The 22,553-nt window shown below is 41.7% G+C and carries 16 protein-coding genes and 3 tRNA genes; 9 read left to right on the top strand and 10 right to left on the bottom strand.

Annotated elements, in window-relative coordinates:
• On the bottom strand, nt 1-721 hold a 721-nt coding region (locus QXL17_00890), incomplete at its 3' end, for an ATP-binding protein (GenBank protein ID MEM4257692.1).
• Between the two features lie 377 nt (nt 722-1,098).
• On the opposite strand from QXL17_00890, the gene QXL17_00885 reads away from it, so the two are divergent.
• The 3 genes from QXL17_00885 to QXL17_00875 all read left to right on the top strand — a co-directional run bounded on the left by QXL17_00885 (nt 1,099) and on the right by QXL17_00875 (nt 4,548).
• Nucleotides 1,099-1,968: a site-specific DNA-methyltransferase gene (locus tag QXL17_00885; GenBank protein MEM4257691.1), complete on the top strand. Its 870-nt coding sequence runs from the start codon at nt 1,099-1,101 to the stop codon at nt 1,966-1,968.
• Between the two features lie 3 nt (nt 1,969-1,971).
• The gene (locus QXL17_00880) at nt 1,972-3,030 is read left to right on the top strand and encodes a hypothetical protein (GenBank protein ID MEM4257690.1); all 1,059 of its coding nucleotides are present in this window, start codon (nt 1,972-1,974) and stop codon (nt 3,028-3,030) included.
• Between the two features lie 258 nt (nt 3,031-3,288).
• The gene (locus QXL17_00875; protein MEM4257689.1) at nt 3,289-4,548 is read left to right on the top strand and encodes a site-specific integrase; all 1,260 of its coding nucleotides are present in this window, start codon (nt 3,289-3,291) and stop codon (nt 4,546-4,548) included.
• Between the two features lie 42 nt (nt 4,549-4,590).
• On the opposite strand, the gene QXL17_00870 is transcribed toward QXL17_00875, so the two are convergent.
• A tRNA-Ile gene (locus QXL17_00870) sits at nt 4,591-4,664 on the bottom strand.
• A 99-nt stretch (nt 4,665-4,763) separates the two neighbouring features.
• On the opposite strand from QXL17_00870, the gene QXL17_00865 reads away from it, so the two are divergent.
• Genes QXL17_00865 through QXL17_00855 form a run of 3 tightly spaced genes read left to right on the top strand, consistent with a single transcriptional unit; the run spans nt 4,764 to nt 7,114 of the window.
• The gene (locus tag QXL17_00865) at nt 4,764-5,798 is read left to right on the top strand and encodes a DNA primase large subunit PriL (protein MEM4257688.1); all 1,035 of its coding nucleotides are present in this window, start codon (nt 4,764-4,766) and stop codon (nt 5,796-5,798) included.
• Nucleotides 5,795-6,382 (top strand): dTMP kinase, encoded by a 588-nt coding sequence (tmk, locus tag QXL17_00860; GenBank protein ID MEM4257687.1) that lies wholly within the window; start codon nt 5,795-5,797, stop codon nt 6,380-6,382. The genes QXL17_00865 and tmk overlap by 4 nt, the downstream gene beginning before the upstream one ends.
• 15 nt (nt 6,383-6,397) lie before the next feature.
• Nucleotides 6,398-7,114 carry an HAD family phosphatase gene (locus tag QXL17_00855; GenBank protein MEM4257686.1) on the top strand — a complete coding sequence of 239 codons (717 nt, stop codon included), beginning with the start codon at nt 6,398-6,400 and terminating at the stop codon, nt 7,112-7,114.
• 231 nt (nt 7,115-7,345) lie between these two features.
• Here QXL17_00855 and QXL17_00850 read toward each other — a convergent pair whose 3' ends face one another.
• Nucleotides 7,346-9,178, bottom strand: coding sequence for a C1 family peptidase (locus tag QXL17_00850; protein ID MEM4257685.1), 1,833 nt, complete (start codon nt 9,176-9,178; stop codon nt 7,346-7,348).
• Between the two features lie 84 nt (nt 9,179-9,262).
• On the bottom strand, nt 9,263-12,133 hold the full coding sequence (locus tag QXL17_00845; protein MEM4257684.1) for a DNA polymerase domain-containing protein: 2,871 nt from the start codon (nt 12,131-12,133) through the stop codon (nt 9,263-9,265).
• Between the two features lie 102 nt (nt 12,134-12,235).
• On the opposite strand from QXL17_00845, the gene QXL17_00840 reads away from it, so the two are divergent.
• A complete protein-coding gene (locus QXL17_00840; GenBank protein MEM4257683.1) occupies nt 12,236-13,249 on the top strand; it encodes a histone deacetylase in 1,014 nt (337 codons plus the stop codon).
• Nucleotides 13,250-13,266: 17 nt separating this feature from the next.
• On the opposite strand, the gene QXL17_00835 is transcribed toward QXL17_00840, so the two are convergent.
• Together QXL17_00835 and QXL17_00830 are read right to left on the bottom strand one after the other, a co-directional pair.
• Nucleotides 13,267-13,566 (bottom strand): hypothetical protein, encoded by a 300-nt coding sequence (locus QXL17_00835; GenBank protein ID MEM4257682.1) that lies wholly within the window; start codon nt 13,564-13,566, stop codon nt 13,267-13,269.
• Nucleotides 13,567-13,609: 43 nt separating this feature from the next.
• Nucleotides 13,610-14,071, bottom strand: a complete 462-nt coding sequence (locus tag QXL17_00830) for a pantetheine-phosphate adenylyltransferase (protein MEM4257681.1) — start codon at nt 14,069-14,071, stop codon at nt 13,610-13,612.
• Between the two features lie 115 nt (nt 14,072-14,186).
• On the opposite strand from QXL17_00830, the gene QXL17_00825 reads away from it, so the two are divergent.
• Nucleotides 14,187-16,274, top strand: a complete 2,088-nt coding sequence (locus tag QXL17_00825; GenBank protein ID MEM4257680.1) for a PKD domain-containing protein — start codon at nt 14,187-14,189, stop codon at nt 16,272-16,274.
• 8 nt (nt 16,275-16,282) lie between these two features.
• Here QXL17_00825 and QXL17_00820 read toward each other — a convergent pair whose 3' ends face one another.
• The 4 genes from QXL17_00820 to QXL17_00805 all read right to left on the bottom strand — a co-directional run bounded on the left by QXL17_00820 (nt 16,283) and on the right by QXL17_00805 (nt 18,576).
• Nucleotides 16,283-17,107: a heparan-alpha-glucosaminide N-acetyltransferase gene (locus QXL17_00820; GenBank protein MEM4257679.1), complete on the bottom strand. Its 825-nt coding sequence runs from the start codon at nt 17,105-17,107 to the stop codon at nt 16,283-16,285.
• Nucleotides 17,108-17,279: 172 nt separating this feature from the next.
• A tRNA-Thr gene (locus QXL17_00815) sits at nt 17,280-17,352 on the bottom strand.
• On the bottom strand, nt 17,343-18,389 hold the full coding sequence (locus tag QXL17_00810; protein MEM4257678.1) for a class I SAM-dependent methyltransferase family protein: 1,047 nt from the start codon (nt 18,387-18,389) through the stop codon (nt 17,343-17,345). The genes QXL17_00815 and QXL17_00810 overlap by 10 nt, the downstream gene beginning before the upstream one ends.
• Before the next feature lie 95 nt (nt 18,390-18,484).
• A tRNA-Tyr gene (locus QXL17_00805) sits at nt 18,485-18,576 on the bottom strand.
• A gap of 368 nt (nt 18,577-18,944) precedes the next feature.
• Here QXL17_00805 and QXL17_00800 point away from each other — a divergent pair.
• On the top strand, nt 18,945-22,505 hold the full coding sequence (locus QXL17_00800; protein ID MEM4257677.1) for a hypothetical protein: 3,561 nt from the start codon (nt 18,945-18,947) through the stop codon (nt 22,503-22,505).
• Nucleotides 22,506-22,553 lie beyond the last annotated feature (48 nt).

Genomic DNA, 22,553 nt, shown 5'->3' with positions numbered 1-22,553 from the left:
AATATTTACTCAACTCTTTGAACGTTGTTTTGTTTTTTATTCTATATCGGAGCAGAATATCCCTTTGGATGATATCTTCATAGGTTTTCAGGAGTATTGATTTCCCAAACTTGTGAACCTCTGGGAAACCGCCAAGAGAGATATAGTCTCTGACGAGGTTCTTAAGTTCAGATATTTTTTTCGTTGAATACAGCGCTTCTCTCGGCGGAGTTTTTCCCTTCAGAGCCAAAAATTCTTGAAATGAAAAAGGATACAGAGTGAAATCACTGTACCTTCCGGTGAGATGGGTAGCAAGCTCTCCAGATAAAAGTTTTGAGTTACTCCCTGTTAATATCACCTTTTTTGTTCGTCTCAGCCGATTCGCGAAGAGTTCCCAGCTCTCTACGTTTTGGATTTCGTCAAGGATAACATAGTCTATATCTGAACCGTAGAGCTCATAAAACCCTTGAAGAACGAGATCAAGTTTCTCAGGCTTGAAATCAACAAGTCGTTCGTCATCAAAATTGAGGTAACCATATTTTTTTCCTTTTAGGAGGAGTGTTGAAAATATGGATTTGCCTGCCCGTCGTGCTCCTAGGATCGCGAGGATATTCGGATGAGAAAGAAGCTGAAGAAGATGATCAGTGGGCGTCATTCGGTCAATGATTTTTTCTCGTGTAAACGTCTCATCAATTTCTTCTTTTTGGGTGATAATTATTCTTTTGAGTTCTTCAACGTTCATATGATTTGTAATGGCAGGTTTTTTTAAAAAGTTTGCTATTAACAATGACAAACTTTTAACTAACTGGTGTGTTCCATTTGACAGACCCAAAACATAGATGACCCGGTGAATATAAAGCCAGTTCAAATTCGGCTAGCCTTGGCAAAGCCTCTCCTGTTGTGAGTAGTGGGCCCGGCAGGACTCCAGGAGAACAACAGGAGAGAATTTTAGGAGAGTTTTGTGAAAAAATCCAACTCTGTTTTTATTTTTATCGGCAATTGAATCTATCTCTTTCTTTTTTTCTTTTCTTTTTTATAAATATCTTATTTGCTTCTTATGAAAAGCGAATACAAAACTCTTAAAAGGATAAGATATATGTGGTTTTACGGAGGTTTATTATGACACACCACAAACTCATTATCGGTAACTGTATGGACATGCCAGAGATTCCAGACAAAAGCGTACATTTAGTGGTGACATCGCCTCCTTATTTTAATGCTCCATTCGATTACGAAGGGCTATTCAAAAATTATCAACAGTATCTTGGTGTTCTCCGTCGAGTTTCTAAAGAGCTTTATCGGGTTGTGGACGATGGCAGAATTGTTGTTCTTAATATCGATGATATGTTAGTGAACGGAGAAAAATTTCCGATTATTGCAGATGCTACACGTATTTTTTTAGATGCAGGATTCAACTACAGAGACAGAATTACATGGAAAAAACCAGATGGGTATCTGAGAATTAGCAGACGAAGTGGTGTTATGTTGCAAAATCCATATCCTATGTATTTTTATCCGGATAATCTTCTTGAGAGCATCATCATTTTCCAAAAAGGCAAGTTCGACTACAAGTCAATACCACAAGAAGTAAGGGAACAATCTAAAATTGATACGAAGAAATTCCAAGATAAGAAATGGTTTATGACGCTATGGGAGATGAATAATGTGCTTCCAGGCTCCCCTCTTGAAAAAGATATTGCCGCATTCCCTGAAGAATTGCCATACCGAGCAATAACCTTATTTTCTTATGTTGGTGAAACTGTGCTTGATCCATTTGTTGGTTCTGGAACGACGATGAAGGTTGCCCGGGATCTTGGTCGAAACAGCATCGGGATAGAAATCAAGGAAGAATTGATTCCGATTGTGAAGAAAAAAACAGGTTTCGATGGACAAAAACGATTAGATGGAAATACTGATACTTTTGAAGTGATTGTCCGGGAAAAACCATGGATGAAAAAACAGCCGATGACGAACGCAGTAGAGGTTTAATGCATGGATATTTTCGCGAGTATCAAAGGAATCGATTACACACCATTATTGTGCAAAGAATTAAACACCTATTCTTTCGATAAACTGGGCATCGCGCTGGAAAATGATACCACGTTCATTCTTTCGGTTAACAAGAAAAATCAGATTGCAGTGAGCTGGTGGGTATCAGCAAAGAGAACACGATCGTACCCGTATGCACGTGTGTATGACTCTCTCAAATTCTCTGGGCGGAGAGTTACAATCATCCCCATCGTGAAGGATGAAGGGTTTGATGGAGATCGAGATTTTTTACAATGGGATACGATATCATTGATGAGTCTTCTTGGGGTCTACGTCATCATATCGTATTACAGTGATGCTGTGCAGAGCTCACGATACAAAAATAAAATCACGAAACAACGATTCGACATCAGATATGTGAAAAAAGAAATGAAAAAATTGTTGTCGTATCAATCTGATGCGTTACATTGGAATCTCGCGCAAATCGAACATGTGGGAAAAATCGGCAGAAAAGCGTTGGAGTCATACGAAACGATATCTCAAAAATTAGGGGTGAAAATGCATTCTCGTAGTTCTGCTGAAAAAAGAATCAAAGAGTTGCTCAAGGGTAAAGAATCGTTCATGAATTTATCAAGAAATTTGGCGGAGAAAGCTCAGAAACGAGAAAGTATCACTAAACAACCAAAAGAAAAATTAACAGGAAACAAGGCTACGTTGACGATAAAAAATTACCTTGGTGGGTACTACTTTTTCACCGTCGATGAATTTGAACTGCATGAAAAAGATATACATCTAATAGAGGGGAAACATACGAAAGGAGAGAAACTCCCATCGTTAGAAGATATAAAAGATGGGCTTCTAAAAATGATCCTGTTCACTAATCTGAAGAATGTTACAATAAACAATGAGGAATACAGGCCTGTTCCAGTGCTGAAATTGACAACAGGGAGAGATTTTGAGCTATCCGCGATAAGTGAGAGTCAAGAACATTTTTTTGCTCCTTTGAAGAAAGAAGCAAAGGCAAATGGATTCAAAATTATGGTCAATAAGAAGATCGTCTAAACTGGAAAATCCCATATTAAGCGAAGAATCCTTTCTTTTTCGTCATCTCTTGGATAGGTTTTCGACAGAAGACGTAATATTCATCGTTTATTACCTTATTTTATAGGAATACTTTCAGTGAACCCACCCAGGAGTATATAAGGAGAAACACTCCTTACAGTCTCGTAGAGTTACTCCTGTAGAAAATAGACCTAAAATATAATCCTAATGACCCCAAGAGTAGGGTTAGTACTCAAGGGGCCTGGAGGTCTGATATTGGTGCTATCAAACCCCCGAGAACATGAAGAAAACAGATGCTATAAATCTTTTCCCAATGGAAATCAAACCCAGCAGACGATCGATTTTTTTAACAGCAAAACCATTTCGGTTTATACCAATTCATTTGATGAATTGGTGGGAGGTAGTTGTGAAAAATGGATAGAAATATTCGAACTATTAGGCCAACCTATCGACCAAAACAAACAGTATGGAAAGGATATGGGTGAACTTGAATATGTAATTAAAAAACTTCATAGATTTAATTGCCCAATCACCCTAAAACCTGAGGATTCATCTTTCTTAGATGTTGCAGTATGGTCGTATTTCCAAAAACGATTGTCGCTTTCAACCATCGAAAAACGACTTAGATACGCACGCTTTATGGAACATCATCTGATGCCAGTGGATTTCAAAAATCCTAACTATGAGAACTTCCGTAGACACATGGATTATCGAGAGGAAATCGAACAAGCATCACCGCATGCGCTCAAACACGAATGGAAGACCATGCGAATGTTCCTTGAAGCATTCGGAATACCAATCTGGCCATACAAACCACCCTATGCACCAGAGAACGGACAACGACTTCTGCCGTTCCCAGATACAGTGAAAAAATTCTTCTCTAGCAAACACTCGGAAGATTCCTATGAGAATGCTCTCTACCAATACTTGTTCTATCACAGCTTTATGATTGGATGGAGAGTGCCGAGTGAGATCTGCGAGATGACTGTTGACGATGTGATCATTGACTCACAGGGACGAGGAAGTATCACCATAACGGAAACCAAGAAACATCGACAGAAACGAACAATCCTACCTGAAAAACACATCTTGAGTTCGCAATCCCACAAAAGCCTCAAGAATTGGATTGACAAATGGCGACCAAAAGTCGAAAACCAATATTCAGGAAACGCGCTATACTTGTGGCCCAGCGGAAAACCAGTAACCGTAGGAAAACTCGGCTACAAACTTGGACATTGCGGAAGAAAACTCTGTGATCATTTTCGCCCCTATGACATGAGGCACTGGTGTGCTGTCTCTCGACTGATCGAGACCAAGATCCAAACTGGACATTTCGAGCCGTACACCGTGAAGAACTGGCTCGGTCATACTGACATCAAAGTGACTGAGAACTACATTCACTATGCAGAAATGTACTACAATCAGTACCCCAAAAGTTGGATCCACAGCGCCCTCAGATCACATCAGAGTAATAATGGTGTGAGAGGACAGCATAAGGTGAAACCAGAGTTTGGCTAAAAACAGCAACTCTGCCTGTGATTTTCTCCTGTTAAAAGGGTATGGGCCCGGCAGGATTTGAACCTGCGACCAACTGGTTATGAGCCAGTCGCTCCGCCAGTCTAAGCTACGAGCCCTGATAAAAACGATTGCCATAATGTGTTTCTACTACTTAAAATTTAGATATAATCATCGTGGTAAACTTCATTAATCACCAGAGATTTCATCTATTTCCCATGACTGATCTTGCGACGCTTGCAAAATACCCATTTCTTGAGGAAACAAAAAAATATATCAAAGAGAACGGTCCATCAATCAATGAGCTACTTACCGACATTATCTACGAACGGGCCCGAACTCTTGGATTAGAACGACTTGAAAGTACTCTTCAAAAACGAACCATTACACAACCAACTATGGTTTCAGATTCTGATTATTTCATGGAAATACTGTCGTACCCGATCGCTCGGATGATTGCTGTCTGTGTTGGTGATACCTACATCAAACGGAGATATGCTCTTGGAGAAGCATACGCAGTTTATCAGCATCTTCTCAATGAGCCGCTGCAGTCTCTGCTTCACATAGCTTCAGAACTCCGTCTCACCGTTGCACTTGACGAAGATACTGATAAAGTCAAACTCTATTTCAAAGATTATCTTCGCTTTGCTCCGACTCACTATAAAGAATGGAAGATGGTGAATCGAGATGTTGTAAAAGGCTATGTGTTGCTAACTCCTAGAGAATGTGCACGACTGATACGGGAGACCTTGTGGAGGCGACTCAACCAAGAACTTGATGGACGACGATGTGAGCCGCTTGTTCAAGAAGTTTTTGCTGCAGATATTGAACGGTTCAAAAATATTGCACTACTCCATCATAAAAAAGCTGAGATGATTCCTGTTGGAAAACTATCAGGTGAACATCTTCCGCCCTGCATGAAAGATCTGTTAGCAGCAATGCAATCCGGGGAAAATGTACCGCATATGGGTCGTTTTGCACTTGTTGCATTTCTCAGTTCTTTGAACCTTAGATCAGAAGAGATCCTTAAGTTATTCAGCACTGCGCCAGATTTTGAAGAGGAGAAAACCAGATATCAAGTGGACCATATCACGGGTGAATCTTCAACAACTGCGTATAAATCACCAGGATGTGAGAAAATGCGCACCTTCGGCATCTGCCCAACGCAAAAAATGGATGAGCTTTGCAAAAAGATAAAACACCCACTCAGTTATTACCAGTACCGATGGAAACAAGGGAAACAGAAATCATGAAACGCTTTGTAACCTTTGAAGGTATCGATGGTTCTGGAAAATCAACGATTGCACAGCATGTTTACAGAAAACTCTCAGAACAAGGGTATCCTGTAGTTCTTACGGTTGAGCCAACCACTTCTGATCTCGGTGTTTTTGTTAAACACTGCATCACGACACATGCTGATCCGTTTGTTACCGCTTTTGCATTTATCGCTGATCGAATCAACCACTGCAGAGATATTCAACGATGGCTTGATGAACAAAAAATTGTACTCTGCGACCGCTATGCAGAATCAACCTATGCATATCAAGGAGTGCAACTAGAGCCTCATCTGAAAAAACCAATCGTCTGGCTCAAGGAACTGTCGAAAAACCGAATTCTTACCCCAGCGCGAACCTACTATTTAGATATCGATCCAGAGCTTGCACTCAGGCGAATCCAAACTCGACCTGAACGAATCCCGTTTGAGCAGTATGATTTTCTCAAAAAAGTTCAGAAAAATTATCAAAAAATTTGTAGGGGAAATCGTTTCTCCATTCTTGATGCTACCGAACCTATTGATGCACTCACAGAAAAATGTGTATCAGATATTCTCAAATAACCTGAGGAAAAACGAATGACATTTCAGAAAAAACAGCAGTACAAATTAATCCTTTTTGATATGGATGGCACGCTTCTTCGAGATAAAACCATTCATGTCTACGCTGAACGACTTGGGTTCTCAGATGAGCTCTCAAAAATCCTTGCAAGCACTCAGAAATCATATACTAAGATTATCGAGATTGGACGTTTCTTTGCAGGGTATACTCAAGAAGAACTCTTGGCAATCTTCAGACAAATCCCCTACAACCCGTATGTTTCCGAGTTAGCCGCTCTCCTTTCACAGCAGCCGATAATTACTGCGATTGCAACAGCAAGCTATCAGTTTCTTGCAGATGATCTAAAAAAAAGATTGAACTTTCACTATGCTTTTGGCAACAATCTCCTCTTTGATATGAACCGTGTTGCAACAGGTGAATTACGTATCCATAATTCTGGGTTGAAAAAGTATCAGGGAAAAATATATTCAGTCTGCAAGTATCATATTCTGAAAAATCTCTGTCGGTACCACCAGATTTCAATGAAAGAAACAATTGCAGTTGGCGATGGTCCAAACGATGTTGGCATGATCAAGAAGGCAGGACTTGGTGTTGCAATCAATGCACCAGACGAGGTTGCACAGCATGCAGACCTTGTCATTTCCTCATTTGAAGAACTCATCCCGTACCTTCCATCTGGTTTACCATCTGTAAACCTTTCTATTAACCACGGTAAACCAAGAACAACAAGGTAACCATTATTTTTGTTGGGCAAGCAACCGGGCACGTTGACCAACGACAAACAATTTTGCAATAAACGTTATCTCATTTGCTTCTTCCTTACTGGAGACTTGACCAACAATCAACATATCTATCACTATCTACTTGTGCTAATTTGCTTTAAAAACCTTTATGGTACAACTCCTACCAGGATTCTTGACAAGTAGTACCTAAATAAAAAAAGTAGATCGAACCAGGTGCACATTTTATTTTTTTATCAGCCCGAAACTGGAGAAACTGACAGGTAATGAATCAAACGTGGTTTTACCGGCATTGTCATAGACCACCGCTTTCAGAATACATAGTGAGCCAACACATCGGTTATTGACCAGACATTGATACGGTTCAGTAGTATCAACACCAATCAAATCATTGTTGAGGTAGAACTCAACCCGCTCTACACCTGAGATTGCATCACGTGCTGTAACAGTTGATATCAATGGTCCAACCACCACGGTTTTATACAACTGACTCGGTATTTTCATATTGAAGAGATACAGTGAGTTTTCAACGGGTTTTGTAATCTGAAGGGCAGGATCAGAAGCGTCAATGTTGATGTCAACAGTTTGTTCTGCTTCTTGGTTGCCACAGCGATCAACTGCATAAAACGAAACCGTATGCCTGCCTTCAGTAGTTTTACTTGAAAGTATAATATTTTTTGTATACCGCTGATACTCTTGGGTATCAAGTTTGTACATGATATAGTCAACACCTGAGAACGTATCAACCGCGGTCAAGCGGATGGTAACTGATCCAATAAACCATTCATGGGCGCCTTTTTTTCCTGTTGCTATGAGGCTTGTGACAGGCGGTTGATCATCGCCGACGAACACCGTTTTCGTTATGGTTTTTTCATGAAGCATTGTATCGGTAACAGTTAAGGAAACGTTGTAGACACCAGCCTCGGAATAGTGATGAGTGGGGTTTTGCTCAGAAGAAGTCTGCCCATCTCCAAAATTCCACAGCCAGCTGGTAATCTCTCCAATGAGTACGGTTGAGGTATCCTGAAACTGGATAGGTTGATGTATTTTTGGGTTCTTTGGGGTAAACTCAAAGCCAGGTTGAGGTCCTGCCTCGTAGGTTGCCCACGTGATCTGCACGTTGTCGATATTCAGACTCCCGTATTCGATATTGAAAAAACCATTGTAGCCCCAGCCGGTCCCCCAGCTGTTCTTCACAATCCAATACCCACCATGAGGTATGGTAGGATCATCTTTGTAGCCAACAATACAGACTGCATGATTTGCGCTGTCATGTTGAACGTACGGATAGTAGTCATTTGGGCTGTGATGGGAGTTTCCCCAGCTGGCAAAATGATTTGTTACATAAAAGTAGGTAACCACCGGTCCTTCGTTGATGATTTGTGATTTAATCGCGTTGATATCATCAGGGTATCGTGGATTCCAAAAACCGCATGCGGTGATTGGAATGAGTTTTTGCTCCCAGTCGCTGCATTTATCCTCACAGGGAACTGTGTCTTCTGCAGCATACGGGAGACATGATTCTGGGATGATGCCATTGCGGTAGTTCCCAAACGCAGTTTCACTTTTGATGCATTTAAACGCAGCGTAGGAGTTACCACCATTACAACTTCCTGACGAGGGTAAACAAGAGAGAATGTACTGCTCAGACGTGTCAATATCAAGTGTTGGTGTATTCCACGCAATGTTGATCCTGCTTTCAAGACAGCTCATAGCGCCAAACGCCCAGCAGCTTCCACAGCTCCCTTGGTTTCGAGCAGGTGTTGTCCAGTCTGCCCCATTATAGTTAAGCCAGCTGAATGCAGCGGGAAGACTTCGGAGAACTGTCGGTTTTGGTGATTGTTCTTCGTCAGGTGCAAGGATGAGTTCATTCATAACGTACCGTGGTGGATATCCGGGCTCCTCAAAAAAATTCGTACCACATTTGGTACAATCAATCTGGTTGTCAGTTGCTTTTTGAGCAATCCTTATTTCAGCATTCATACTTTGTACTGCTGAAACAATTGTTCCAAAAAAACATAGGCAAACCACGATTACTGTGATTTTCTCAAAACTCATTTTCGACAAGTTATAGATGCCCCCTACTTATTACGTTCATTACAGTACTATTAGCATATCTCGTTCTTTAATCTTTCGGTTTCTTCACATCCATGCATCCAATCCTGTTTGCTCCGTACTCTGAATCGTCGTTAACCCAAATGCCCCCTGCACATAGTTTTCAACCATCTTCTTATACCAGTCAAGATCGATTTCTTTTCGATCCTTAATTAGCTCAACAGGATACATATAATCGATAGGTTTCACTCCGCTCTTCGACGGTTTCTCGATACCTGGCAATGGCTTTTTAGTAACGACGAATTTCATCTTTACCCGAGTTCGTATCTGTCGGCCAAGGAGTTTTTCTAACGCTGCAGAACGTTGCCCAAAAACAGATGCTGAGCCATCCTGATTTGTCTTATACCGCTTCGCCGGTTGAACTGATTGAATCAAGGTTAAATCTTCAAGATCAACTTTTGATAAATCAAGCGTTGACACCACCTCTGCAGTTCGAAGACGGATACTGTTTTTCACCTTCTCTCGAGTTTTTTCCTCGTCATCCCACTCAGGAACATCCTGTAACACTTTGATCATGATATCTTCAAGTACCTTCCGTGCGATATCAGCCTTATCAGAACCCTTAAAATTATTCCCTTTCGTCACCATCTCAATTTTATCTTTAATCATATCAAATATGAGATAATTTTTATGCTTTACAAACAACATTGCATCATGGATTTCAGGCTCAAGATCAAAATCAGGATACCGAAGCAGTTGCTGCCATTTCGCATCACACGCTTCAATTGCAGCAAGGGCAACCTCTGGTTTTGTTAGCCACTTTGAATCATCAGCATCAACGTCTACTTTCAACGCCTTTGCAAAAGCTGGGATACATCCAGCAGATCGTGCACATCCCAGATAAATCCCATCGGTATCTCCATAGATGACTCGAATATTTCTCTGGTTTAAATACTCTAAGATATCGGCAAGAATCATCTGACCTTTCGTCGTAATCGCAGCAGCACCCCAGAGGTTAAACTGCCGTCCGGTCACCGTCGGCGCTGAAAGAATACCATGGGTACCCGCATTTCGAGCCCCCTTCATACTTTGATACATCATCTTTAACCGTTGAACCTCAGATGAAGTACTTCCATGTTTTTTTTCCTCCTGGAGTTCTTTTTTGATCTTTCCGATCATACTCATAACGCCAGACATGCTCCGATTTACCACACCTGGTTTACGGTCAATCTTCACCCCAAGCATATACCCTTGATCAGCGAAACGCTCCGTTGATGCAACCCTCCGCCAGAGAACATCTTGCGTTTCAAAAAATTTCTCAGGAAGTTTCTTCAACCAGATCCATTCATCAGCAGTTTCATGTTTTTTTGCGAGACGAACTGAATCAGCACCCACATTCATCGCCTTAAGAATCGTGGGATACATTGCACCAACATCAGCAACTACAACATGGTACCATGGAATAAAATGTGAATTAACATCTTTATCTGGTTTGATGGTCATACCGCCGGGCATATGGTACCCAAGCACGTCTTCCTCATCGGTTGCTGCTTCGTTGTAGATTACATAGGGATAGAGAACCCAGTCCGGCATCTCATCACCATATTTAAGCACTCGAATAAAATCTTTTGACAACTGCTCTTTTTTCCGTTTCGCCTTGGTAACGATCTCTTGTTTTGTTGAACAATCGGAAAAATCACGGAGCAGCGTTTCTGCGATTGAAGCAACACGGCACAGCGGTGGCATGATTTTTTTTTCAAGATGCCCTCGGATCAATGCCATATGATCCCACATGGTGACAGCACCTGCAGGAAGCAGCAGATCAAAGGGCATGCAGGTGGTAAATGCAAGGGGTAACCCCTGTTGCAGTAAATGCAGTGTAACCCCGATTTGTTCTTGGATATCTTGTTTGTTATACAATAGAGTTTTTGTATCAATTTTGATATGATCTGGGGCGAGGTGTATTCGATTTGGAATCACGACATTGAGAAAAGGAGCAATGGTTTTCAAACTGTAATCATCAAGATATGGATAAAATTTCCGTGCCGCAAGATACGTATCAAAGCTACATGGGTACAGATGTGCAACTTCTGATCCAACACCGAAATGAAATGATTTATCAAAACGACTCCACTTGGTTAAAAAATCATCAAAGATTTGTTGTTCTTCTCGAGATACTGAATCAGCATAGGTCTGAGCAAGCTTTGTTATTCGACCAATGAGATGAAGATTATCAAACCCGGTGATGTTATGCCCAGAGATAATATCATGAGAGGTGATCAAATCACATAGTTTCAGCAGGTTCTGTATCTCGTCATCAGTTGAATGTGCACAAAGTTGAGAAACTTCAACTTCTTCCCAACTTTTCGGCAGATCAATGAGTTCAAAATGAAACTCCTCACGATCAAGGTTTTTTTCTGATGCAAAAGTTATGGTAAAATCTGCGTATCCGATGATGTCGATGGGAAGGTCTTTTTTTCCTTCTTCGTAATTTACGATCTCAATGTCATAAATAAAAATGTTAGCCTTGGTCGGCACACCCTGGGTATCAAAAAGCCATGCTTTGTTTTCAGCAGCAAGATCCACAAGCACCCGTTGATGGTACGGAATATCATGTTCAGCGGTGCATAGATTCTGGTCAAAAAAAAGAAAATCACTCACCTCTGGTACCATGTACGATGCCTTTGTATAAACTTTAAAGACATCACGTGTTTTTTGATATTCACAAAAACTTCGATACGTCTTACAGGGTCCAAAACCAACGATTTTTTCCATTTTTTCATGGGTTTGTTTCTGTGTCTCCCAGGTATGAATCAGATTTTTTCGTACGCTATCAAGAGGTTGATGATCTGGAGAAAATGCGAGAAAATACGGTTTATGAACCTCAGCTATCTTCTGTGGTTTTTTTCCATGGAAATACAAGAACTCAGGTGATACACCAAGCAACATGTCAGCCATATCAAAGAACTCCGTACCATCACTCAGTATACATTTGGGCTACTTAAAGTTTCAAAAAATATATTTATATCGTTCTTGGTTGATGCTGTACCCGTGATGCCTATGACAACGCAGGTTGTCTACTCTTCAGACTTCAACAACCACGATAACCAAGGACATCCTGAAAACGCTCGGCGACTTGATGTCATTATTCAGGAACTCAAACAGAGCACCTTGTACCATGCAATCAAGATGATACAACCTGAGATGCTTCCTGAAGAACTGTTGTATACGGTCCATGCACCTGAAATGATCCAACTTGTCAAAGACTGTAGTGATCGTGGCGATACATGGATTGATTTAGATACCTATGTATGTAAAAATGATTACAACGTCGCTCGTCTTGCTGCCGGTGGTGTCGTACAACTCTGTGCCAACGTACTTGCTGATCGTGCTGATAATGGTTTTGCCCTCGTTCGACCACCAGGACATCATGCTCGATATGATCGATCCATGGGATTCTGTTTATTCAACAATGCGGCTATCGCAGCGCACCACTACGCAGCCACTGAAGGAAACCACGTTCTTATTTTTGATCATGATGTCCATCATGGCAACGGTACGCAGTATATATTCTATGATCGAGATGATGTGATGTATCAATCTCTCCATCTGTCACCCCATTACCCAGGAACCGGAGATATCGATGAAATCGGTGAAGGCAACGGCCGGGGATATACCGTCAACGCACCGCTTTCACCAGGAAATGGAACCGCTACAGTAACCCGCATCATGGATGATGTTTTTCTCCCAATTGCACGTCAGTTTAAACCGGATCTCATCCTCATTTCAGCGGGTTTTGATTCTCACCATGCAGACCCGTTGGGTGGTTTACGGTTGACCGCGGATTATTTCGGAGAACTCATCGCGCAATTCCAAAAGATACAACCAAAAATTATTTGTACGCTTGAAGGAGGATATAATCTTAACTGGCTTGGAAAATGTGTTCTCTCACAACTTGGTCAACTTTGCAACCATCCACTGCACTACCACGATACTGTATCAGAAACAAAAGCACTCGATCCAACAATTCTCCAACAATTGAAAAAAGAATTAAAAGAGTATTGGACGCTTTAAAAAACGATTTGTTTGGGTTAATCAAAGATCATACCCATACCAGTTGCAGCAGAATCTTCTTGCTCTTTGATTTTTTCATTGATGCTGTGTGCTTCTTTCTCAGAGAGTTTTTTAAACCCTAGATTTTTCGCAAGTTCCTCTGCTCGTTTGATACCAGCAGCACTTCCTTCGATTTTCAGATACGTTGCATCTCCTTTCAAATCAAGAGATGATGCATCACGAGTAAGAATGCTCTGCCGACTTACGGTATCATCAGCAGTCATCGTGTTAATTTTACCAACATCAGTCGATTTTACTTCAAAGATCACATAGGTCATCAGAGAATCACCGTTCAAGCGCATCATTTCATGCTATATAAAATTAATCTCTACAGATGAGGCGCCCGTGTATATCGATTTCCTTGTTTCGAATCCGGGTGGAGCTGATTGGCTTTGCATCCTCAGCGAGCACAAAGGGTATTTCAATGATCTGGAGTGGTTTTTTCTGCCTGCTTTGACGAATACGATTAATTTCAACAGCAGTTGGTTTTGTTTCAGGAGACACCACTATTGCATCAAAATCATCGGTAATCGAAGGGCCATATTTATCGGTTAATCTGCCGAAACAGATCGTTGTTGAAATCTGTTCTTCAAGGATGAATTGTTGTAGTATCTTTTTTCGCTCACGATATGAGGGAATCTTTTTGTATGATGAAAACTGCGTCCCACAAGTAATACCAATATAGACTGATCCAGCAGGTCCAGCAACAGCACACGCGGTTCGAATTAAGAGTTTATGTCCTTCATGCAACGGATTGAACGTTCCACCGATACAGACATGCATACACCAGAGAATATCGTTTCAACCTCTTATACGTATCTCTGTCTGAACATCTGGAACAATTTAAGAAAACTATAAAATACCCTTAACCGTTCTGTGGTATCGGGTGTATATGAGGATGGGACAACAAACAAAAACGATTGTAATTTGCTGTTTATGCATACTTTTCTGTATCGGTACCTCTCTTAGTGGTATAAAAACAACACGAGCAGCACGCAGCATCTATGTTGATGATTCTATCGTCGTCGGTATTCGCGATGGCAGTGCCAATAAACCCTATGAAACAATTCAATATGCTCATGATGTTGCACAAGATGGCGATGTGATCTATGTTTTTGAAGGGGTCTACAATGAGACATTGAAAATTACGAAACAGATATCTATTATTGGTTTGAATAAAACGCAGACGATTCTCCAACGAGATGGACCGCTATATCGCTATCTAGTTGAAATCACTGCTCCGTTTGTCACCTTAGAAAACCTTACCCTTACTGATCCAAACAATAAATGTTCAGTATCACTTGTCTATGCCACAGTCGATTCAACCACAATCCAAAGCTGTATCATCAATCGAAGCAGCGTCTGGGCGATCTACTTTGCCTCCTCAAATGATAACACCATCGGCAGCTGCTGGATTAACAACACAAGAGGTGTAAATCTTGTTTCGTCAAACAACAATGTTTTTTCGAACAACAACATTTCCTGGTGTTCGACTGCAGGAGTACAGATGATGTCGTCAACCAATAATATCTTCTATAACAACACCTTTTATCGAGATGTTTATGGTGTTTTTTCACTCTCCGGTACGCATAACATTACAAAAAATACGTTTTCATTGTGCACCTACGATGGGATCAAACTATCAAACAGCCCAAGAACGAAAATTATCAACAACATGATTAAGAACTGTAAGGGAAACGGGATCAACCTTGACTCATCTGAACATGAAATCAAACGAAACAAATTCACGGGAAATCAGATTGGGATGCTCATTAGCGGATCTGACAATTTCATCACCTATAATTATATCAACAACTCAAAAATTTTCGGCGTATCTCTTGGAAGTATGTCAAAAAATAATATCTTTTCGTATAACCGCTTTTATAAAAATAAAGTCCAAGTTCAAGACACCGGACGAAACCAATGGTACAATGAAGAACGGGGAAACTACTGGGATGATTACACCGATGGCGATCGAAACCATGACGGCATCGGAGACATTCCTTATAACGTCTCAGGTTCGGTTCAGGATCGATATCCGCTCGGTATTTTTTTAAAGCCACCTATGAAACCAACCAATCCTTCTCCTAAGGATGGTGCAGAAAACGTTGGTTTATCAGTCACCTTATCAGTCCGTGTTCGTGATAATGATAGTAGTCTTCTTACGGTGTATTTCTATCATGCTACCGATGATGAACTTGTCGGCGTTCAGTATAATGTTCAAAGCGGGAAAAACGCTTCTTGTAGTTTTCGACTGCCGTTTGAAACAAGCTATCCGTGGTATGCCGTTGTCAGTGATGGAAAATTTGAAAACCGTTCAGATATCTTTATTTTCACAACAAGAATGATTCCTCCTACGAATCAAAAACCAGTGGCAAACCCAGGAGGTCCGTATACCGCTGCAATTAATCAGCAGATCACCTTTAATGGATCGCAAAGCAGGGATCCTGATGGAAAGATTGATTTCTACCGATGGAACTTCGGTGATGGAAGTAGTGAGATTCTCAGCATCAACCCGCAGCACACCTACCTCTATCCAGGCATCTACACCGTGACACTGACAGTTATTGATAATGTTGGTCAGAGCAATATTGCAACAACGACGGTAACCGTACTTTCCTCAATCGTTGAAAATCAACCGCCAATACCACGGATATCAACACAAGGTTCGTTGATGCTTGGTGAATACCTTATTTTTTCTGCGTCTAATAGCACTGATCCAGATGGAAGCATTACGAATTACTCCTGGAGTTTTGGTGATGGAACACGAAGATATGGATCTCTCGTTACGCATAAATATTCTCAGGCAGGAAGCTACACTGTTATCTTAAAAGTCACTGATGATGCAGGTGCGCAACAATCGACATCTATACCCATCACCATACAACAACCAAAAGGATTTCCTGGGTTTGAACTCCTCATCTTTTTAGCAGCATTGACCATTATTCTGTCACTCCGGAAGAAGATCTGGCAGCGTAAGAAGTAACCATTTTTTTATAAGAAGATATAGAGGAGAATAATTCCAGCGATGATCGGCTGATGCACCATATAAACTGACAGCGAATGCCGTCCAAGCCATGAAACCATTAAACATGGTTTCGATTTTGAGAGAGCAAATGACGGAATTCTCCGTGTGTTATCGGCATAAAAAATATCAGCAAGAGCCATTCCTAGGAGACACACACCCAACCAGGGGAAAATCGGGAAATAATCAACCGTATAGCTATAGACATTGGTTTGATGGAACCCGATCGCCAGATGAACCGCTGAGGGATACGGTACGATATACTGTCCGAAAAAGTAACCAGCAATCATGACCACTCCCGATGACACAATTTTTGTAATTGTGCTTCGATACAGAAAAGGAATACTTAAGATAATTGAAACACCGATACAATGAAGCACACCAAAAATAACTGGCCGATCGGGAATAAAAATAAAGCTTCCTGTCGTCAGGATCATCCCGAAACTAAAAATTTTTAATCCTCGAAGAATCAGATGATTTCTATATTTTTTCTGTTTATCTGGGTTTCCCTTCTGAGTGTTGTTGGTACTTACAACAAGACACATGCCAAGAAGTAGGAAAAACATGATTGGTGCGATTTTTTGAAATGCATAGATTTGATGATTCAACGGTACAATACCGAAATAATCAAGATCCCAGAGGATATGGAAAAAAATCATGAGAAGAATTGCGATGCCTCTGAGTATATCCAGTTCAATAAACCGCTGTGATGATCGTTTCTTAATCGTATGTGTACATATCCGTACCGGGGCAAGTAATAATCTTTTCTTATTTACCGTAATATCTGGTCCCATCCTTCAGTTGTTGGTAAAGACAATGAGAGCAAGTATGTATTTATTAGACTTGTTTGTAGGTAGACATGTAGTTACCTATGCACAGGAAAATATATATACAAAAGTTCTTTGTTTTTGTATAAAAACTCTCGATTGATGAAATCCTGCACCTTCAGGCTCACAACCATGTAGAAGCCGACGGAGGGATTTGAACCCTCGACCTGCTGATTACAAGTCAGCCGCTCCACCAGCTGAGCTACGTCGGCATCTTCGTAGCGGTAATGTCTAATGCTATATAAAATTCTCGAGCCGCATAGGTTTTAATCTTCCGGATGTTGATCTCAGTACAGATGAATTGTGCCTGTTGTGCATGCCGGTGTACTTCTTTGATCGTGGTTTGAAGATCTTCTTCATCAGCAACCGTATACATATGGATGACGCCCTGTTTTTTTAACAACGCTAGCGCAACTGGGAAAAACCGATGTGATTCAAACGGAAGATTCATAACGATCCGATCAGCATACCGGTTCGTTTTCAGAAACATTGCGGGTATATCGTGTGCATCTGCATGGATAACCGTAACACGATCAACCAGCTTATTGAGAACAATATTGCGTCGTGCTAATTCAACGGCATCACTGTTTTTATCCACTGCATAAACCATTTTTGGCTGTGCATATTTTGCAATCATACATGAAAACGGTGCAACACCTGCAAACAGATCAACAACAGTTTCACCGGGTTGAACGAATCCTGCAATCCGTCGTCGTTCTGATGCAAGCCTGGGTGAAAAATAGGTTTTTTCAACATCAACCAAAAAAGACAAACCATACTCTTTCTGTAGGGTTGTTGTTTGTTGTTTCCCTGCGATACGATGGAGATTTCGAAGGCGAAACTCACCACGAACCGGCTCAGATGAAAAAACAGTTTCAACCTGCTTATGACCTTGAAGTAGTGCTGCCCCGATCTGCTGTTCGAACTCTTTTAATTCTTCTGGGATTTTAATAAGAATGATTTTTCCGACAATATCGTAGGATGTCGGCAGTTGTTCTTGGAGCGGGGTGGGGAGTGTAAGGAGCTGCTTGTAGGAGGTTGGTTTTTGCTGTTTCTGCTCAAAATATCGATACGTTTTGATATATTGTCCGAAGTTTTTAGCAATCTGTTTTACCGGGAAATAGACCGTTGTTTTATTTTTTGTAATGCGATAGGTTTGGTCAAGTAGCTTGTTGTTGAGAAGGTAGGCTCGGATGGTTTCAGCATCAGAAAGCGGTACGCCGAGTGCGATATGTTTTTTTGATTTCATAAAAGAACGACATATAATTAATATCTATATTATAAGCTTATAAGCATCACGGTTTTCAGACCTGAAAATTTCTTTTTGATGAACATAAGAATGAGTCCCGCCTCCCGGATTTGAACCGGGGGCCTGCCGGTAACGGCCATATATGGGTCTACAGCCGGCCGCTCCAGCCAGACTGAGCTAAGGCGGGTTTATAGTTTACCGTAGTAGTGAGTTCTGTGGTTAGGGGGTTGAATAAACATAGGTGTATTTATTCGTTAAGGTTGTGGTTGATACTAAAAACATACGCAGGTGGACGTGAGAGATACCTTTTTAGAATCTTTCTTAAGATATATCATCAAAATGTTGTACCAACAGCGCTTTATAAGATGTAGAAAAACGCAACCTATATAAATAAGGATAATATTTACGTGGGATGAGGTCCGGTGAGGACACGGATTGGAATCTCCAGAACCTTGTTGGTGTGGTGATTTCATATCGGTTCACGGTGTGAACCGAGACGTGTTTTGCTGGACTATAATTAATTGGGATATAAAATATTCAAGGAGGAAATAAAAGATGAATGGAAAAAAGGTACTAACCATGTTGATCGTCTGTGCAATAGCTCTATCAACACTGGTAGTCTTAAACAAGTTTGACATAAAAATTATTGAACAAGCAAGTGCAATCCCTGGTGTTAATGCCTGGGGAAAACCAACGCAAGTTACGAACTCTGCTGAGTTAACCGTGTCAACAGAACCGATAGACCTCGGTATTAATACCACAGGATTAGTTGCAAACTCTTGGTATTATCTGTACTACCCCCGCTACTACCGGTCAGGAACGACCTATAACTTCACCATGCGTCCATACGGCGCAGGAGCTCGGTTTAAAACACCTGAAACCGTCGGTGGAGCATCCTACATTGAAGGTGTTGTTCTCAACTGCTCGGGTCTCTGGATTGTAGTAAATGAGTCAACATATACTTCAGGTAAATTAGTTAATTTAAACAATTTTAGCAACTTTAATGCATCCGCAAAGAAATGGTTCTGGGTGAACGCATCAAAATCCTATACACTTACTGTTAGTCCTTCAGAGATTTACTACCGGAAAAACGCAACGGTTACCTTTGAATTAAAAAATGGAGATGCCCTTGTTCCAAACTGTATTTTTGATGTTCGCCGGAAAACAACAAATGCAAGTATTACCAGCTTCCCGAGAATCGATAACGACGGCCAACACACCTTTAAGGATCACATCTCTGGTACCAACACGTATTTCAATCGATCAGGTAACTATACGGTTCGAGGATACGTTGATACTGATGCATTCCCACAAGCAGAAACCTATGGGACAACCGGATGGAATATAACCTATGGAGGAGTTCCTGCGATCACTGCAGATTATTACAACTATACTACCTGTGGTCCCTGGGACCCACCCGAATATCAAAACTCTGGTGCTGAATATGCATCACGGCTCTGGGTGCGACCTGGTGAGCCAACCGCCTCGATACCTACAAAGAATCAAACCATGTACTGGGGTAGAGATGGCACGGTGAACATCTCTGTACAAGACTATGATAAAAACAACCTTTCAAGCATGTCTGTGAAGGTATTTGCACCGAATGCAACTGGAGTTGAAAGGAATGTCACCCAATACTTAACCATAACAAAAAGTGCTGGTTTCATTGACATCAACTCAAGCCACTGGGGTCAAAAGAGCGGAGGAGGTCTCTATGCTCAAAATGGAACCTGGACTGTCTTCATCTGGAGAGATATTGATGGTGATGGTTCTGCAACGAATCCACCTCAATACTCACACGAATGGAACACTACGGTAACCTTCACCGTTGAACAACCTCCAAAAATCCTCTGGAAATGGATCGATGATGATGGTGTCAATAGTGATTATTCGGCCACCAATAAAAATAATGATGGGGTTATCCCGATGGTTCCGAAAAACACATCGCAACCACTTTCGATTAGTTTCCAGATCATCGACCAGGATAATAACAAGTATGGTGGCGGTAGTAATCCGCAAGCCATGTATGGAAAGAATATTACCATCACTGGAGATGCCTTATATCTCCCGACGACCTTAGATAAACTTCCTGGTGACGCAGTTACCTATAGCAGCGGAACCTGGACTGTTAATCTGACACCTGTTATGAAACTGAACGGCGGGCAGATAACGTTTACTGCAAAATGGAAAGATCGAGGCACTGTCACTGAGACACTTACGATCGGTGGAACCAAAATGAATGGTACTGTCGTTACTATCTCTCCAACAGAGTTTACCTATGGTGAGAATGTCACCTTTACCGTCACTGTGAAAGATTCCTCCGGATATGCTTACCCGAATGCACAAGTATACCTCAAGTGGATGTATGACAACAACTGCTCTCTTGTCAACAAAACCGGCGATGGTACGATCGCAGAAAAACTGGGAGGAGGAACGGCAACTGGTGAATACGTTCTTTCCATGAATACAACCATCCAGCGGAAAAACCAAACCTTAGCATATGGATCAATTAAAGCACCTCGTAATATTACAGCATATGTCAAACTCTACCGCGGTGGTACTCCAATGTACATCTATGGATATGCTATGGCAACCATGAAGGCACGATCCGACTTCAAAGTAACTGTTTCACCAAACACAGTTATGGCCGGAGAACGGATACCAAAGATCTACTTCAACACTAGTGTTGTTGATAGTAGCGGCAACACAACCAGGTATCCATCAGCAACCGGATTAAAAGTACGCATTTACAACTCAACTGGTCATGATGTCACTGCAGACATCGGAAGCCTTGGAGCAACAAGCCTTGATGGCGCCGTCAACAAATCAGTTGTCAACCAGTACTTCACAAAACCAGGAGTCTACACGGTCTATGCCTACAACGACACCTACAACAGCAGAGGTTGGAATGCAACCTTCACGGTGCAGGCAGTTGATGTCACCTGTGACATCTCAGAATTCATCTGGCGTGTTGATAAAAACATCAGCGCAACCTTCACCGTAAACTACCAAGGAGAACCAGTTAACGGTACCTTAAAACTCTACAACATCACCGACATCGGTGCCTACAATAAGACCTGGGTAAACTATAGCAATGGTGAAGGAGATCCAATCACCCTTGATATCAAGAATGGTGTTGCAACCCTTAGCAACATCACTGCGAATGCATTACCTGGTACAGCTCCTCTGAGAAACATCACCTTTGAATTCAAACCGAAAACCTCAGGAAGCGCCTACGCTCGAGCAAACGGGCGGATCCCTGTGAAAATCGCAAATGTTGCCTCATCAGTCTACAGCATCCCCTACAACAAACCTGCACAAGTCACCTTAACCATCACAGGGCGTGGAGTCGGCTTACCTAAAGTATTCGTCAGCATCATCATACCTGGTCTGAGTGGCCAGATGAACTCAACAACCAATGCTGATGGTCAGGTAACCTTTGCCTTCACACCGCCAACCACTGGTGACGTCATCATCAAAGTTGAAAACAAGACGTCTGATGTGAAAATCAAGGTAACCTCATGGGTTATCTATCTTGAAGCACCTGTTGAGGTTGACGAACTCGGATCATTCACCGTTACTGCTCGAAATGGTAGCTCAACAGCAGCTGGCATACCTGGTGTTGCAGTTGTCTTCGCAGGAACAACCAAAACCACTGAGTCTGATGGTAAAGCAACCTTTACCGCACCAGCAGTTACCAGTGATCGGACCTATACTATAACAGCAACCAAAGAAGGTTATGCAGAAGATAAGGTCACCATAACCGTGGTCAACATTCCAAAACTGTTCATCACGGTGAGCGGTGAAAAAGACAGCGAAGGAACCTACATTTCACCGGTTACCGTCGTTGTCAGCGATGATCTTGGCAACCTTGTCACCGGTGCAACGGTCACCTTCGGCAGCCAAACGGGTACCACAGTCAACGGACAAGCAACCTTCACGGTTACCGGACAGAAGACTGCATACACCATCACCGCAGTGAAAACCGGATTCACCTCAGCTGAACCAGTCACCATCAACGCCAAAGAGAAAGGAATACCTGGCTTCGAACTGCTCACCCTTATCGGAGCAATCGGAGTCGCATTCATACTCTTACGACGCCGACGACACCAGTAAAGACAAAGCACCTGAGAGAACAAACAAAAAGGTTCTCTCAAACTTCTC

The organism is Candidatus Thermoplasmatota archaeon (genome assembly GCA_038884455.1).
Taxonomy (GTDB): Archaea; Thermoplasmatota; E2; order DHVEG-1; family DHVEG-1; genus JAWABU01.
This window is presented reverse-complemented; position numbering and strand designations above follow the sequence as displayed.